This is a genomic window from Cognatundibacterium rugosum, assembly GCF_014284365.1.
GTDB lineage: Bacteria > Pseudomonadota > Gammaproteobacteria > Burkholderiales > Burkholderiaceae_D > Undibacterium > Undibacterium rugosum.
In genome coordinates this window covers 38078-53279 of record NZ_JACOGG010000019.1, presented here as the reverse complement: position 1 = coordinate 53279, position 15202 = coordinate 38078, and the positions used below count along the sequence as shown (strand labels likewise).

At 42.1% G+C, this 15202-nt stretch carries 15 protein-coding genes; 9 read left to right on the top strand and 6 right to left on the bottom strand.

Going from position 1 to position 15202, the window contains the following annotated elements:
- The first annotated feature begins 187 nt into the window (after positions 1-187).
- Complete coding sequence (locus H8K47_RS15360; protein ID WP_186882282.1) at positions 188-802, top strand: LPD7 domain-containing protein; 615 nt, start codon at positions 188-190, stop codon at positions 800-802.
- Between the two features lie 26 nt (positions 803-828).
- Here the strand turns inward: H8K47_RS15360 and H8K47_RS18190 are convergent, their stop codons facing one another.
- Genes H8K47_RS18190 through H8K47_RS15345 form a run of 3 tightly spaced genes read right to left on the bottom strand, consistent with a single transcriptional unit; the run spans position 829 to position 2645 of the window.
- Positions 829-1470, bottom strand: a complete 642-nt coding sequence (locus H8K47_RS18190) for a DUF4326 domain-containing protein (protein ID WP_222612812.1) — start codon at positions 1468-1470, stop codon at positions 829-831.
- A 6-nt stretch (positions 1471-1476) separates the two neighbouring features.
- On the bottom strand, positions 1477-1929 hold the full coding sequence (locus tag H8K47_RS15350) for a DUF488 domain-containing protein (RefSeq protein WP_186882281.1): 453 nt from the start codon (positions 1927-1929) through the stop codon (positions 1477-1479).
- 26 nt (positions 1930-1955) lie between these two features.
- Positions 1956-2645: a dual OB domain-containing protein gene (locus tag H8K47_RS15345; RefSeq protein WP_186882280.1), complete on the bottom strand. Its 690-nt coding sequence runs from the start codon at positions 2643-2645 to the stop codon at positions 1956-1958.
- Positions 2646-2862: 217 nt separating this feature from the next.
- Between H8K47_RS15345 and H8K47_RS15340 the strand changes: the two genes are divergently transcribed.
- Both H8K47_RS15340 and H8K47_RS15335 read left to right on the top strand, forming a co-directional pair.
- Entirely contained in the window at positions 2863-3411 is a 549-nt protein-coding gene (locus H8K47_RS15340; RefSeq protein WP_222612811.1) for a hypothetical protein, read from the top strand.
- A 2-nt stretch (positions 3412-3413) separates the two neighbouring features.
- The gene (locus H8K47_RS15335) at positions 3414-4247 is read left to right on the top strand and encodes an ATP F0F1 synthase synthase (RefSeq protein WP_186882279.1); all 834 of its coding nucleotides are present in this window, start codon (positions 3414-3416) and stop codon (positions 4245-4247) included.
- A gap of 124 nt (positions 4248-4371) precedes the next feature.
- Here H8K47_RS15335 and H8K47_RS15330 read toward each other — a convergent pair whose 3' ends face one another.
- Both H8K47_RS15330 and H8K47_RS15325 read right to left on the bottom strand, forming a co-directional pair.
- Positions 4372-5196 (bottom strand): hypothetical protein, encoded by an 825-nt coding sequence (locus tag H8K47_RS15330; RefSeq protein ID WP_186882278.1) that lies wholly within the window; start codon positions 5194-5196, stop codon positions 4372-4374.
- 58 nt (positions 5197-5254) lie between these two features.
- On the bottom strand, positions 5255-5923 hold the full coding sequence (locus H8K47_RS15325) for a hypothetical protein (RefSeq protein ID WP_186882277.1): 669 nt from the start codon (positions 5921-5923) through the stop codon (positions 5255-5257).
- 167 nt (positions 5924-6090) lie between these two features.
- Here H8K47_RS15325 and H8K47_RS15320 point away from each other — a divergent pair, with 167 nt between their 5' ends.
- The 5 genes from H8K47_RS15320 (at position 6091) to H8K47_RS15300 (ending at position 12500) form a co-directional block, all read left to right on the top strand.
- Entirely contained in the window at positions 6091-6495 is a 405-nt protein-coding gene (locus tag H8K47_RS15320) for a helix-turn-helix domain-containing protein (protein ID WP_186882276.1), read from the top strand.
- A gap of 11 nt (positions 6496-6506) precedes the next feature.
- On the top strand, positions 6507-6731 hold the full coding sequence (locus H8K47_RS15315) for a hypothetical protein (protein ID WP_186882275.1): 225 nt from the start codon (positions 6507-6509) through the stop codon (positions 6729-6731).
- Positions 6732-7108: 377 nt separating this feature from the next.
- Positions 7109-9124 carry a Shedu immune nuclease family protein gene (locus H8K47_RS15310; RefSeq protein ID WP_186882274.1) on the top strand — a complete coding sequence of 672 codons (2016 nt, stop codon included), beginning with the start codon at positions 7109-7111 and terminating at the stop codon, positions 9122-9124.
- A 1023-nt stretch (positions 9125-10147) separates the two neighbouring features.
- Positions 10148-11596, top strand: coding sequence for a M48 family metallopeptidase (locus tag H8K47_RS15305; protein ID WP_186882273.1), 1449 nt, complete (start codon positions 10148-10150; stop codon positions 11594-11596).
- 271 nt (positions 11597-11867) lie between these two features.
- Entirely contained in the window at positions 11868-12500 is a 633-nt protein-coding gene (locus tag H8K47_RS15300) for a hypothetical protein (RefSeq protein ID WP_186882272.1), read from the top strand.
- Between the two features lie 1183 nt (positions 12501-13683).
- Here H8K47_RS15300 and H8K47_RS15295 read toward each other — a convergent pair.
- Positions 13684-13881 carry a hypothetical protein gene (locus tag H8K47_RS15295; protein ID WP_186882271.1) on the bottom strand — a complete coding sequence of 66 codons (198 nt, stop codon included), beginning with the start codon at positions 13879-13881 and terminating at the stop codon, positions 13684-13686.
- Positions 13882-14256: 375 nt separating this feature from the next.
- On the opposite strand from H8K47_RS15295, the gene H8K47_RS15290 reads away from it, so the two are divergent.
- A complete protein-coding gene (locus tag H8K47_RS15290; RefSeq protein WP_186882270.1) occupies positions 14257-14844 on the top strand; it encodes an antirestriction protein ArdA in 588 nt (195 codons plus the stop codon).
- Positions 14845-15202: the final 358 nt, after the last annotated feature.

The window sequence follows — 15202 nt, the reverse complement described above, 5'->3', positions numbered from 1 at the left end:
CACGCCGTGTTTGAGTGCCATGCCCGCCAACGATACGCCAGGCTGCAGGCACGCCTTGACCAGAGCTTGTTTCGATTGCCGGTCATAGCGCCGCCGGCCATCACGTCGGGTGCCGGTAACGATCAGGTGCAACGCTGACTCATTCCAATTCTCTTGCATAGGTGTCCACCTCCATAAGTGGACACCTATGTTCCTCTTCTTTAAGTTCTTGCGCTATGTGCGGGGAAATTCGCGCTTACAATTAAAAACTGAGATTGTGGAAGCAAAAAAAGCGAAGCATTTATTTTTGAATGCAACCGACTATAAGAATCACAGAAAATACCGCGAAGCTTTATTTAGTCGCACCTACATTCCAATCTTGCTGGAGATATTTGACGGGCAATGCACTGGCGTAGACCAGGTAGAAACCGATATTGGCATTTGCTTTCAACTCAATCTGATCGGCGGTGGAAAAATATTTGACTACGGCAGTCAAATCAAAATAGAGAACGGCACCGAGGAAGAAATCAAAGTAGCGATCAAGCTTGCCAAGGAAAAGGGCTGGGAGGGATTACACCTCACTGGCAGTGAACATTTCAAAGAACAGGCATTTCTTGAAGCCGTTTTATCTGGTGTTTTTCGCCCTGAACAAATCACCGGCTACAAACCGAGCAAAGCCAATCTGGAAGTCATTCGTGATTGCCGACCTGCGTTGAAGATTGCGAATGACAGTAATGTAATTAAGAACTATGTCGTAGAAAAAACAGGCACTGGGGAGGCTGGTGGCGCAGAACAGATACACATTCCACGATTAAAAATTTAATGTAGAACAGTACCTATTTCCGATGATTACTCACCGTCTTCATTTGAGTTACCATGTTCGTAAGTATTAAGAAACTCTGCAATTATGTCTCCATGGCACGGCAAAGGGCTACAATGACAACCTAACCTCGTTCCCTTTAGCCCCAATATTGCATTAACCATTTTTGGATCGGTCAGCACATTTTCCTTAAAATGTTGTCGGTATTTCTCAATAACCGTTGCTCGATCATCACCGGTGCCTCCTTTCCCAATAGGAAATGGATTTCCCCACGGTGTGCCTCGCCCTATATAGATGTCGAATTCTTCGTCCCGATCTTTGTTTCTAACCTTGGTAATTTGTACGGGGACTAGTCGCAACGGGACTTTTAGAAGATTCGCAGCATGTACCATGTTCGTCAGATCATCCCCGTCCCAGAAAATGATTGCATAGTCATACTCAAGCAAATTTCTGCTAAGTGCCGGTCGGGGGAAGTTCTTGATGGATGTTATAGGGATATGCATTGCATCGAAATAGTTCTTTGCAATCAAATAGTCGTCTTGGATAACGTCTACGTGAAGACTATCTAAATCCAGAACTGCCGTGATCCGGGCTATTTTTTTACCGAACAATTCTTTGTATCGGAAGCCTTTTGAAAGCCCTATAAGCAATTTTTTTTGGGTTGATTCCATGTCGGTTTACAGCAAATGTTTGATTGGTAATGGCGTGTCCCATTTCGCATTGAGATACTCGATCGCGATTCTTCGATGGCACTGGTGCGGCTTATGTTCGCTGCAAAGCAAACACCCGCCCTCAAAAATGCTCTTGTCTAGTTTTTTTTCCGCTGACCGTCGGTCAAGAAGTTCAATGTATTTCGATTCATAGTAGTTCCAATCGATGACTTTATTTCGGTAGTCCTTCAACAAGCCACCATCGGGCATTAAATCCGGAATTTCCACGTAATCAATATTGGCGATGGTCTTAAGAAAATATTTAAGATCATCTCTTTTGGCAAAGCCTGATAATTGGGACGTATTGTTAAGACGAACATCAAGAACTCTCTTGACGTTCGAAGTCTTTAAAAGTGAAAAAAATTTTTCCGCACTCTTCTCGGTAAATCCGATTGTTGCAACAACTCCGATATCGTCCATTAAATGATCCTGAAAAATCTAGCTGGTTAAAAAACTGCGGCTATGAGCTTGAAGTGAGCATTTGCTGGCGCATAAATGTCAGTGATACTCACGCAGAGAACAGCATTTGGTTGAGCATAAATTTTCCCGATCTCCATGGCAGCAATATTTGCGCATAATACTGGATCGGTTATTTTCAAGGTATATTTTATGCCTTTGTAGGTAAACGTACCACGCAACTTGCGCTTCTGCGGATAAGCTTGGTATCCCTCCATATTGACAGCATAGGTGAAATCAGCCGCCAAAATTAGACGAAGGGAATCACCGAATACTGCAAACTCTTGCGGAGAAATTTTATCGTTCACACCGTTATAAGTAGAGTTTCCAAAATTCCATAAGTCTGGGACATCTTGGATATAGGGTGTAATGTTGGCACGTGTGAGTACGCTTACTTTTACCCAAGGCTGGCCATCTATGAGGTGGTTTTCCGTTTGGCAGCCGTGCGGCTGATGCCCAGTAAAAGATATTGTAACAAAATCAAGCGGCGCAATTTGTTGACCGTTGGTCATCAAACTCGACTGAGGGGGAATCGCACCCTCCTGTCCAGCAATTGGACTGACAGGACGAACCCAGCCATGGATTCCATTTTGCGTTACCTCCCGGCCGGCAATGCAGCGCAATGGATAGTGTTTAATAGAATTCGCCAGACACAATATTGTCTTGGTATATGAAGGCATTTCAGCTTTCCGTGTAATTGTTGTCTAAAATTTGTTCAAAAATCTTGTGCACTCCATAGAAATCTATCACGATTCCACTTAAATCGTTTGTATCATTGCAATGATGGTATAAAATTAACTATGCACTTAAATCCATGTTTATCAAAGAAAATTAACAATTTATGTGCTTAAAAAATTGGTTTTCAGCTATTGAAATTAACGAAAAAGTGACAGTGAAATGATGAATATCGCATTCAGGCTGTTGTTGACCTTTAATGCCACATCATTGCTGGTGATTATTTTTCTCGTGCAAAAAAGCTTTACCTTGGATTGTTTTTTTAAGAGTCAACCTTGGTTGGTACAGCTTCCGAATGCAATATCCTATTTAGTTTATTTTTTGGTTCCTGTGTTTCTCACGGGTTTAAGTATTCTTGTGAGTTCCAGACTTGGAAAAGATGAATTCAAAAAAGGCACTGTCGAAAGTATAGAGCATGCAAACAATAGTTTTCTGCCCAGCTATTTGGGCTATTTCTTTGTTGCGCTGAGTGTGGGGAACTGGGAAACACTGTGTTTCGTCTATGGCGTGTTATTTGTTTTTACCTTCTTATCTCAAGCACTGTATTTCAACCCACTGTTTCTTATTTTTGGCTATGAGTTCTACAACATCAAGACCAGGAATGGCACGGCTATTTTTTTGATTAGTCGCCACCAATACAAAAAGCCAGATGAAATTGACATTTCAATGGCATATCGAATCAATAATTACACCTTTATCGAACGAGAGTAAACATGGACTATGTATTGGCAAAAGTAAGAGGACCGCGCAAGAAACCGTTTTTTAAACTGCTTTCAGACAAGAGCCTTTTCAATTCGGTTATCGTGAATTTGCCAAACTGTATTCCATACAATCCCGATCATAATTTGGATGAGGATTCATGGTTTAAGCTTGAGCAATTTTCTCAGAAAAAATATTGCATTGATTTTCTCAAAAATGATTTTGACTCAAAAGATTACGATGATTTGCAGAAAGCGCAGTTCAACAAAATTTCGTATATTTTTTCTGTGCAGGGTGATGATTTTTACTTTCAAAAGATCAGCCCTTCATTGTTTATCCGCAGGAAGACAATCGTATTTGGGGAGGTTGCAGAAGTGGAAGAGGGAGTGAATCGTCTTGTCATAAATTCGCAACCCGATGCAGTCTATTTCAAAGCTTCAGATTCGCTGATTTTTCGAAATTTAGCGACCATCTCAAGTATCTTTGAAGGTATTGACGAACTCTATAAGGAAGCGACTAAAGCCGAAGTAACCCAATTTTTGGATGAACCATTCATTGAGTTGGCTGGTGAGTACAACGCTGACAAGGTTTCTAAGCCAAACCGTAAGCGAATCTCACTTGCTATGGCAACACTTGCCACCATGTCCGACGAGGATAAAACAGGCGTTCATTTCTACATCGAAAATTATTGCGAGCAAAAGCTGAAATTCAATAAGCAAGATAGTAAATTCGAAATATCAACTGATGATGAATTGAAGTTATTGTTATATGGTATTGAGCAACGTTTTTACACCACTCCGTTTGGTCATGAAAAGCGATTGGCAAACTCTGTCGTCTCCTTGGCGTAGAGACTGTCATTTGCTCATGTCAGGCTTAATGCCGGCACACAATAAATCGCACTACGGATAGGCTCTGCACATGCACATGCACATGCACACGCAAACTCATATCATGTGCCGAGCCTGATCAATTTTATTGCTGAGACCAGACTGAGATAACACCCTTAGTCAAACCGCTTAATGTCGGTGCATCATGCTCAACAATCGCATAGCCTGTTGAACCGTTCGGTTTAACAAAACTAAAGGCATTAAACACGGTATATTTACCTGCTGTTGCGTCATAGATAGCTTGCCCGTTCAAAGCCAACGTAAATGTACTCGCTGAAATTGTTGGCGAAGAAATCGTCGCGGTTCCAGCTACTGTGACATTGCCGTTTGCGTCAAATGCCAAAGCATTCCCGCTTGTTGTTGGCGGATTCGTTCCACCTTGCGAACAATCTTCACGGAAGAAAGTGAAAGTTTGATTCGCAAGACTGCTTGCCGAGGTAAGTTGGGTGGCAGTACTGGTGACCAGCACGTCGGTGGATTTGGTTGAACTTGATCCCGAAATATTTTGGCAAATCATAGCGACCGCAGGCAAATTGCTATCCTTTGAATTGCTGGCAACGGCAACGCCAGCCGTCACAGGCGAACCGTAGGCAATGCCGCCGTCACCATTGGCATTGGGGGTCATCGTCACACTCACTGCGGGAGTGCCAAAGCTCAAAGTCCCTGCAACTCCCAGTCCGTTGTCCGTGTAAGTTGCGGTATAGGCTGCTGCGGGATTCAGGTTTTGCAAATAATTAAATCCCAGATAGGTCGTAACGGTAGCGGATTTTGTGCCGCCACCAGAACCGCCACCCGTATTTCCACTTCCTGAACCATTGCCAGAATTTGTGCTGGAGGTATTACTTCCACTGCCACCACATGCCGACAAGGCACAGACGATTAAAGCCGTTACTGCGACATTGAATTTCATATGATTTCCTTTAAATTGAAAAAGTGATTGAAAAGTGCTACGGGAAAATCGGAGAGAGTTAAACGATCGTTCTTAATTTGGCATTTTTCGCAGTAATCACACCCGAAGTAATCAGCAGGGTTGCCACAGAAAATTCAAAGAAATACCCTGCCAAGTAAGGCAGGGAATGCACCAGCACGAAATTCAGGACGAAGGGATAGAGGGCGAAGGCGGCACCAATCCCCATGAGCAAAACGGATGTTTTTGTGAACAGAAAATGATCGTGAATAAATTTCTTCCATGACCAGTCATAGATGGCAGGATTCCATTCAAAGTTTTCCTGAAAGGTCGCATGGCATTTCATGCACTTGCTGGAACTGCTGTAGAAACGCATTAACTCCGGATAGACCGAATTCCGCTGGTGATAAATGGCAGGGAATTGATAAATCACGTATGCCATAGCCAGCAGGAATGGAACAGGCACAAAGCGGCTGCCTACCATCCCCAAACCGATCATGGGGACGATCCACACAATCAGCGCGACGAAGATATTGGAGTAATTCATTTTCTCCGGTGCTTTGGCGTTTTCCGCATCGATCGTTCTGGAAATAATGGTCGTATTGACCGTACCGAACTGACCAGGCTGAGAACCGATAGCAAAACCCGTTCCGCTGGAAACCGTGGTGCCTGCCTGATAAATAGCCGATAGCTTTTTGGTGTGCTCCGAGTGGCAATAAGGGCAATTCATGCTGTTTCCTTTCGCTTGATTAGGCGGCACTTGCCACCATGAGGGTGAATAGACGTATTAAATCAATTAAAAATAACTTATTATGTTATTTTACATTAACGCATTGAGTCATTCCAAGGTTGACGTAAAAAGATCATGCTTCCAGCTCCCATATGACGGAGCATGTCATGCCGCAAGCAGATAAAAGTTCAAATAAGCAAATAGCCGTAGAGGTAGGCGGCATTATTGCGATTCGCAGAAAAGCCAAGGGCTGGACTCAGGCACAACTCGCTGAGCACATGGACATCGAAAAAGAATCGGTCAGCAGACTTGAAACCGGGCATATTGCCCCGTCACTGGCACGCCTGTCTCAGATAGCAAAACTGCTGGATTGCGATATCGGCGATTTACTGAAAATCAGCCCACCTGACGTAAATGACCAGGCATTAGCCCTGCTGAATCGCATGGACGATTTAAGCGACAGTCAGAAGGCAGTTTTGCTGGATTTATTCGGCAAGGTCGCACTGGCTATGGGCAAGCTCAATCCGAAAGACAGGAAGGTCGTTGAGAAATTTCTTGGGGATATTTTGTAGGAGTTAAACAGATGAGCAACGTTACCCAACTTCCGCAATTTACCCCCAATGCTAAAAAACTCTGGTTGGACATTCCTGAAAATATTCGCAGTCAGTTGCTTGCGAATGTCTATTGCGGACAATGCGGGGGAGAAACCACGATCGTAAATTATTCTGGCTCGGTCAAGTCAGGGGTAGTCGTTTTGACGGGACAGTGCATAACCTGCGGTGCAGAGGTGGCACGGGTGATTGACTGATAAAACATGATAAAACGGTTGATCGCCATTATTCAGAACTTCGCTTTGGTTCTGCGCGGTTCTGCACTAAATAATTTGCGAGCAGAACCCTGAAAGCCTTGATACATAAGGCTTTTGGCTTAGGTTCTGCTGTTCTACTCTAAATATATATATAAAGAAGAAAGAGCAGAAAGGCTACTGCGCTTTTTATATGTACCTAACTTCCGTCATTCGCGCCACTTGGATAAAATTAAATGAGGGAGATATTTGTATTAACGCCGAAAAATGAAATTACTTGATTTTCCGCAATTGTTTAAATTGCCATTACATTAAATTCATGTTAATTTTTAATAGTATGTAATTAAAATTTTCGGCAGCTAACAATACGGAGATCCAGGATGCAGGTAGATATTGTCGGGAGGATTAACAATCTTCAATTGCCACGAACTCAACCATATATCCCTTTATTTGAATGCCTAGTAAATTCAATTGAAGCGATGGCGAATCTGGCAAATTCAAACCTGCGTCGAATTGATGTCCACATAGAACACGACGTTCGCCAACAAGGGTTAAAAGGAATAGAAGACGCCGCCTCTTCTATTCAAAACATAACTGTTACCGATACTGGAGTCGGATTTAACGATGCAAATTTCCAGGCGTTTTTTCTTTCCGACTCCACAAATAAAGTTTCTAATGGAAACAAAGGTATTGGTCGTTTTACTTGGTTGAAAGTGTTTGAAAAAGCGTCGATTGTAAGCACATATACTGATGGTGTTGAATGGCATCAGCGTAGTTTTGATTTCTTAAAAACGACGAACGGAATTGAAAATGAAAAAATTTCCGAAGCTAAGGTAAATAGAAATCAAACAGTTGTGGCATTGAATTCATTGCGAACTGAATATCAAAAGCATTTCCCTAAAAATTTGGAGACAATTAGTCGAAAGATCATTGATCATTTATTGATCTACTTTGTATCAGGAAATTGTCCAGAAATTTGGTTGCATGATAATTTAGGAAATTCTTCACTCAGCGTGAATGAAATGTTTACCGATGAAATCCGGTCATCGGTCACTGAGTTAAAGTTTACGATTAAGGAATGGCCATTCATTGCAAGAATCGTAAAATATCACTCCAGTTCAGCGAAACAGCACTCTGTTTCTTATTGCGCTCACCAAAGGGAAGTACGAACACAAAAAGCTAGTTCGTTAGTATCAGATTTGACCGTTAAGTTGTTGGACGATACTGACGAGTCGTTCGTGTTTCTTACATACATATCTGGTCCATATTTAGATGAAAATGTGAATTCCGAACGCACAGATTTTTTATTCATGCGTGATGAAGAAACAGATTTAATTGAAGAGCTTTCCAAGCAAGAGCTTTATAAAGCAGTAGGTGCTCAAATAAGGAGCGTAGCCGCGCCATATTTGGCGACACTGAAAATTGAAAAAATTCGAAATGTAGAAAAATTTGTCGCAAATAAAGGTCCTGAATATCGTTTTATCTTAAACGAAAGATATGAAGAACACCTTGATTTAGTACCACCTCATTTGTCTGATGATGCGCTAGATTTGGCACTTTTCAAAGTGCAACGAGAAATAGAAGTTGAACATCGAGAAAAGGCGAAGCAAATTTCAACTCTCTCAAGTAATGTTGTTGCTGACTCTGATCAGTATAGAGAGCTTTACGACCGCTATATTCAAGAAGAAAATGAGTTAGGGAAAGCTGCTTTAGCTAAATATGTCATTCATAGACGAACCATTCTTGAACTGTTGGATAAAGCACTTGAATTTCAAGAAGATGGTCGCTATGCAAAAGAAGAATTGGTGCATAAACTAATTTTTCCTATGCGTGTTACCTCAGACGACGTTCCATTCGCAGAGCAGAATCTTTGGGTTATTGACGAACGACTTGCCTTCCATATGCACTTAGGCTCTGACATAGCATTAAGAAAACTAAAAGTTGTAAATTTGGAGGATTCTGACGAGCCAGATATCGTCGTATTCAATTCACCAACTGCCTTTTCAGAATCAGAGCAAGCATTTCAATCAATTGTCCTTGTCGAATTTAAGCGACCGGAGCGAAATGAATATCCAAGCAAAGACGAAGATCCAGTAGAGCAAATTCTTCGTTATGTAAGGAAAATAAAGGATGGAGAAGCCAAGAGTGTTAAAGGAAAAACGATTAATGGCCAGAGGATACCTTTTTACGCATATATAATTTGTAGCCTTACACCGAAAATTCGACAAATTGCTGCGGACAGAGACTTTACACCTACGGCTGACGATGAAGGGTATTTTTTCTTTCACAAAAATAGTGGCTGTTACATTGAAATTTTGTCATACGACAAAATGCTTGGCGATGCAAAAAAACGTAATCGAGCATTCTTTGACAAACTCCAAATTCCGTTCAATTAGTACAACTTAAATTTGCAAAGATTTGACTTCCCTGCAACGGTTAAGTATTAGACCCATTGGTTCTGCGCAGTTTTGCACTGAATAATTTTCGAGTAGAACCCTGAAAGCCTTGCTACATAAGGCTTTTGGCTAAGGTTCTGCGGTTCTACTCTAAATATTTATATAAAGAAGAAAGAGCAGAAAGGCTATGGCGCTTTTTATATGTACCTAACTTTCGTCATTCGCGCAGAACCTGTTTTTTCGCTGAAAACCATTAATACATAAGGCTTTCATGGTTCTACTCGGCTGAAAGCTAATGCCAGTAAGGGTTTTGTACTAAGAGTGTTGCAGGCATTGGTTCTTACGGTTCTGCTCTTTTAGAGAAAAGTCCAGTCACTGCCATTGCTCAGAATATCTATGCGAGAGCGTCAGATGGTTGAAACCAGTGAGCATGAATCCCTTGCTGGGAAGTGCTCGAAAATGCTATCTTATCAAATCGGCAGCATCAATTGGTGTTTACCTTTTTTCGACCAACTGCAGTCATTGAATTTATATCACACGACGATTTACAGAGGATTGCCGAATACGTCATGCCGTCATTTCCGGCGTGCGCCTCGGATATCGGATTCCTTTTTTGGACCCGCCACGACGTACCTGAGTTTTGCGAGGTGGTGCATGAACTCTGGCGGGACGGCATATTCAGCCGTCTGCTGGTATCTGGTGGAAAAACACCATCGCCGCCTCTGGCAGAGGCGGAGGTGATCGCTGAGCGACTAGTCGGGTTACCCCGTTATATTTGGGTACATTCTCGGATTTGTCGGTTGGTGGTTTTCTAGAAATTTAATTTCTGAATCTCATTAACATCGCTTGATCTCACAGATATATGGAAGATGCTAGTAATTTGCACACTCTTTATGCCGAGGTATTTAAAAATTTTTAGTTTTTTAAAAATACAAAGTTGACGAGTGGCGGTTCACATCCTGAACTTGCAATTTGTTGAAAATTTCAAACTCGAAGTCCTGGACTTTAAAAAATGAGGCACTCATGAAGCGTATAGTTTTATTGATTTTGATAGTTGCAGCCATTCCATTTACTGGTTGGGCGGTAGGAAAGTATGCGGATAATACATTTCAAGATCAATGGAATCACGCGGTAATCACTAAATTTGGATCCGTAGGAACAGAGGCGATCGCTGCTGGAAAAGTGTCATTTCATCAGTTTTGTGATTCCTCTAGTGGAAAAATCAACCCAATATGCGAAACTGATTCCAATGTTCTTCTGCTCCAAAAAGCTAGCCTTAGTGCACTAAGTGTCGGGTTGGGTCTTCTTTTAATAATTTTCCTCCTTGGACGAGTTGCATCATTTAATCGCTCCCTGCTTTTGTATTCTTTTTCTCCAGCGATAAAACTCATTCTCGTTGTCTTATTCGCTCTAATTCTTTTGCAAGGAGCAATTGCAGCATATGCAATCTATCTTTTTGAATCGATGGTACTTGGCACAGTCCATATCGTCATAATCGGCGGCATTTTGTTAGCGGCTGTCCTTGGCTCTTTATTTATGATCAAAGAGGGGATGTCAGTTTCGAAGCGCGTGTCAAAAAATGTACTTGGCAAAGTCGTTTCACAAAGTATGCAACCGGAACTTTGGAATCTTGTAAATAATCTAGCCACTCGCCTTGGTGCTATCCCCCCATCAAACATCATCATTGGACTGGATACGAATTTTTTTGTTACCTCGAGCGACGTTACTCCTTATCCATCTGCAGATCGACAAGTTGGTGAAACTCTCTACTTGTCATTACCCCTAATGCGCATCCTTTCACTCGACGAATTAACTGCTGTTATTGGACATGAGTTAGGGCATTTCTGTGGAGACGACACGAGATTCAGTCTGAAGTTTTATCCGATTTACGCTGGAACATCACAGGCTCTTGATGCTCTACATGTGTCATCAAGAAGTAATGGATATGGACTTGCACTGCTTCCTGCATCAGCGATATTGTCATTTTTCATGGAGCAATTTGGGTTTGCGGAAAGAGCAATTGGCCGTGATAGAGAATTTATGGCAGACAAGTTAGGGGCATCGGTGTCAACTCCACACAGTTTGTCAACAGCTTTACTAAAAATAGGAGCATTCGTTCCAGTATGGCATTCAATTTGGCATGCCATTACTATCGGAAAAGCCAATCCAGACTATCAAGAACAGATTTACACAAACATCAGTCGCTTATATGCAGAAATAGCTTCATCGTCGGTGCGACCAGAACATTTTGATAAAGTGTTATCTAGTGCCGTTACACACCCAACGGATACTCACCCTCAAACTGGAGCACGTATTCAGGCGCTAGGAATATCTCTTAAAGAAATTGAAAATAATTCACTTGAGATTGAATTGGAAAGCTCGTCCGCGAAAATTATTACAGATCTGGAAAAAATTGAGCAGGAGCTAACTCAAACAGAACATCAATGGCGTGGAACAGCACCAAAAAAATAGTTCCATGCTTACTAATTTAAAAGATAAAGTTAAAAAGTGGGGAAATGTTTCGGTTGAAATCGGCCTTATAGCGATACTGTTGGTGCTGACGTCGAATTGACCCACGCAGCCGATTTTCAGTACCCCACGTAAGTGGTCAGCAAGACTGAGTAGCAATAGTTCCAAAGATTTTACGCTGGGTCAGTTGAAATCGGCAGTTTGGTTTAAAAAATCATTGGCACCTACAGTACTGTTCTCGGCGTCAAATTTATTTAATATATTAAATAAGAATATGAAACTGATCGAAAAAAATTGGAGTGTTTCTTCGTTATCAAGGCGACTGCCTTGTAAATTTTTATATGTACTAGCTGTTTGCAGCTTCCTACAATCGGCCCATGTAAATGCAAGTGAAGCTACAACAAGGATTGCACGATATTTTGACGCACCCGGAAGAGCAGTATATGGCGCACATCAAATGGTGCAGGAATTAAGAAATCAACGCCCAGATGAGGCTAAAGCAATAGACAAATCGCTTACTTATTTTGATGCCGATGTGTTTTCAGCTAAGGTCGGGACATTACTAGATCGGTATTTGACTGTGGAAGATGTTCGTCAGACAACTCAGTTTATGGCTACACCTTCGGGAAAATTGGTTGAAAATGTATTTAAAAGGTATAAGGATCCAGTTGCCTTAGCAAGTGCAATGAACAACTTTCCACCTGAAGACAAACGCACGTCAGAGCGTTTTTTTAATTCTCAGTCAACGTTGAAGATACTGAAGATCATGCAATCTCGTGAGGCTCAGGAAATATGGCTTCAATATGGCGAAGATTTGATGTGCGCTTACTTTGCAAAGAATGACACGAACTTACTGAGGTCAGTGCAGAGAAAGGGAAAATGTCTCTCTGAGAATGCAAACAATTAAATTGTAAATGCGTAGCCAATTTAACTTCTTTTTAGTTGAGATCGCAAAGTCGTGTCCTGCCCCCCCTTATTGTGATAGTTTAATGAACACTTCGGAATTTCTATCTGTAACTTATGGGTACCAAGCAGCCGATCAATAAAGAAAATCGAATGGCTGCCTTGGGGTCAGGCTGTGTAAAAACGCAAAAAAATTTCGGCGCGAGAAAAAATCGACTGCTCAGAATGGTCGTTACGCGATTTTCTCGACATAGGGAATGGTCACCCTACCCATAAAATTTTCGTGTTTTTACGTTTTTACAAAGCCTCGGGCCGAAGCAGCCGCTCAGCTGAAATAAGTGGTTCTGCGCAGTTCTGCCCTGAATAATTTTCGGGTAGAACCCTGAAAGCCTTGATACATAAGGCTTTTGGCTTAGGTTCTGCGGTTCTACTCTAAATATTTATATAAAGAAGAAAGAGCAGAAAGGCTACTGCGCTTTTTATATGTACCTAACTTCCGTCATTCGAGCAGAACCTGTTTTTTCGTTGAAAACCATTAATACATAAGGCTTTCATGGTTCTACTCGGCTGAAAGCTAATGCCAGTAAGGGTTTTGTACTAAGAGTGTTGCAGGCATTGGTTCTTACGGTTCTGCTCTTTTAGAGAAAAGTCCAGTCACTGCCATTGTTCGGCATGCCCATGCGTTTTTTCAGTTCAGCATAGACGCATTTTTTAAATTCCAGTTGACGCAGAAAACGGTACTCCACTAGTGTACAGATCACCAGTGACTTCCCCTTATTGCCATGACTGCGAATTCTACAAACGCCATATCGGAACCCTATCTCGCGTTTTTTAAATCCATTATTCAGCCCCCATTTGACGACGACACTAATACGAATGTTGACCATGTTTGGATTGCACTGATCTATCCTCAGATAGAAGTCTATGACCGTAAGACGAGCTATTCAATTGAGTGCAATATCCAAGGCTTTCATGCACGGGAACATAGTTATCCATTAATGCGATTTCTGGAACAGTTTCCTGAGTTCTGCGAAAAAATTATTTCGTCACATCCGCACCTGCAAAAATCCTATCAAGAGTTTTTACAACAGTGAAAATGAAACTCGGTAACCGGAATAGGCTGGGTGCAAATATAGAGACGTGACTGCCTCCAGCCCTCCTCCCAAAAAAAGCCCCGTTTAGCGGCTTCAACACTGTCTCGGCGTTAAACTTTCGCGCCAATTTCCCTTAAATTCAAAGTCTGGTGCTGGTACTGGCTCCGAAAGCCAGAAATCAGTAAATGCAGCCACATTTGGTTTCAGAAACCAGTTTGCCTGACCATTTGCATCCATCGCCCACCAGCAGGCTTCTTTCGGTGCCAGCGACCAATCTACGTTCGGACTCATAGCAGCTCACCTCAAAGAAATCGGTTAACGGAAAATTTACCTTGACGATCAATCTAGTTTAATTTTTCAATCTCAGCAATAAAATCCATAACGATACCCTCGCAACACACCACGGCATAACTGCAAATTCACCTTCCACGGCATCTCTGTTTTTGCCCGTCAATCTATCTGCAACACTTTTTCCCCGTCTCGCTAAAAACGCCAAGATTTGCATGTCTGCGAATCAAAACAAGCATTCCCCTTCGGGATTTTCTGCAATCGGTTCTCACTTCGTTGCGACTGCGATTTTGACAAATTGCTTGCATTGCTTCTTGTCCAGCCATGCCATTCGTGGCTTAGGCGAAACGACTCAAAAATGATGCAGATAAACGAGTTGTGAAGTCTGCAAAAACAGAGCAAGTCAAAATCAACTTCAGGCTCAACCAGCCTAAAAACGATACGAAAGCAGAGAACACCATGAGCACATTTTTCGCACAGCCTTATAGCTTGGATGCAGTTGGTTTTTACTTTGACACACTGGAGGCATACACCGAGAAATCGGAAAGCCTGCTGGATGCTTTTGGCAACCCCGTGGAAGAGTTTGAAATTCAGTTTATAGATGGTGACGACTGCGAGTTATTTTCAGCTTGTGGAATTAACCAGGGCAACTTGCACACATGGTTTGACGATATTGCAGACCTGAGCGACCAAGAAAAAACAGCCTTGTTTTATTTGCTCAACGTTTTGGGCTACAAACTGAAAAATGCTTTGGACAAGCTGGACGAAGTGAATTTGTCCGAAGGAAATCTGAGGGACGTCGCTGAAACTCTGTTTGACGAGTTCTATTTAAACGACGTGCCTGAATCGGTGCGTGCTTATATTGATTACGAAAAATATGCTCGCGACTGTGAGCTAGCCGGTGATTTATGCGAGTTTGATTTCAACGGCACTACTTGGACATGCACGAATGCGTCGGGCATATAGGTAAGGGAGGCACGGTCATGTAGGCGGGGTGAATGCTCCGCCTACTACCTGCATTCAAAATCGTTGTAATCGGCAATTCGAATCCGAAAAGCGAATTCGCATTGACTCGACGCACACCTGCTCATCCAATATAATCGACAGGTGTCACTCATTGGGGTCACTCTTTTTTGCTTTCATAAGCTGAAAATCAAAAAAATAACTCAATATAAATCAAAGACTTATAAATGTTGGCGAAGAATCCCCCCTTCTCCGCCAGAATAAAAAAACGCCCTTGAGCAATCAAGGGCGTTTTTGTTTATTGCTCATTTGCATGCATGCAAAGCTAAAATGAGTTGCATACAAGCCGCAAGCTGAATCA

Excerpts from the sequence above, each read along its gene's own strand:
- H8K47_RS15305 (WP_186882273.1), top strand. The coding sequence starts at position 10,148 with ATGAAGCGTATAGTTTTATTGATTTTGATAGTTGCAGCCATTCCATTT.
- H8K47_RS15335 (WP_186882279.1), top strand. The coding sequence starts at position 3,414 with ATGGACTATGTATTGGCAAAAGTAAGAGGACCGCGCAAGAAACCGTTT.
- H8K47_RS15315 (WP_186882275.1), top strand. The coding sequence starts at position 6,507 with ATGAGCAACGTTACCCAACTTCCGCAATTTACCCCCAATGCTAAAAAA.
- H8K47_RS18190 (WP_222612812.1), bottom strand. The coding sequence starts at position 1,470 with ATGGAATCAACCCAAAAAAAATTGCTTATAGGGCTTTCAAAAGGCTTC.
- H8K47_RS15340 (WP_222612811.1), top strand. The coding sequence starts at position 2,863 with ATGATGAATATCGCATTCAGGCTGTTGTTGACCTTTAATGCCACATCA.
- H8K47_RS15295 (WP_186882271.1), bottom strand. The coding sequence starts at position 13,881 with ATGAGTCCGAACGTAGATTGGTCGCTGGCACCGAAAGAAGCCTGCTGG.
- H8K47_RS15345 (WP_186882280.1), bottom strand. The coding sequence starts at position 2,645 with ATGCCTTCATATACCAAGACAATATTGTGTCTGGCGAATTCTATTAAA.
- H8K47_RS15325 (WP_186882277.1), bottom strand. The coding sequence starts at position 5,923 with ATGAATTGCCCTTATTGCCACTCGGAGCACACCAAAAAGCTATCGGCT.
- H8K47_RS15350 (WP_186882281.1), bottom strand. The coding sequence starts at position 1,929 with ATGGACGATATCGGAGTTGTTGCAACAATCGGATTTACCGAGAAGAGT.
- H8K47_RS15360 (WP_186882282.1), top strand. The coding sequence starts at position 188 with ATGTTCCTCTTCTTTAAGTTCTTGCGCTATGTGCGGGGAAATTCGCGC.
- H8K47_RS15320 (WP_186882276.1), top strand. The coding sequence starts at position 6,091 with ATGCCGCAAGCAGATAAAAGTTCAAATAAGCAAATAGCCGTAGAGGTA.
- H8K47_RS15330 (WP_186882278.1), bottom strand. The coding sequence starts at position 5,196 with ATGAAATTCAATGTCGCAGTAACGGCTTTAATCGTCTGTGCCTTGTCG.
- H8K47_RS15310 (WP_186882274.1), top strand. The coding sequence starts at position 7,109 with ATGCAGGTAGATATTGTCGGGAGGATTAACAATCTTCAATTGCCACGA.
- H8K47_RS15300 (WP_186882272.1), top strand. The coding sequence starts at position 11,868 with ATGAAACTGATCGAAAAAAATTGGAGTGTTTCTTCGTTATCAAGGCGA.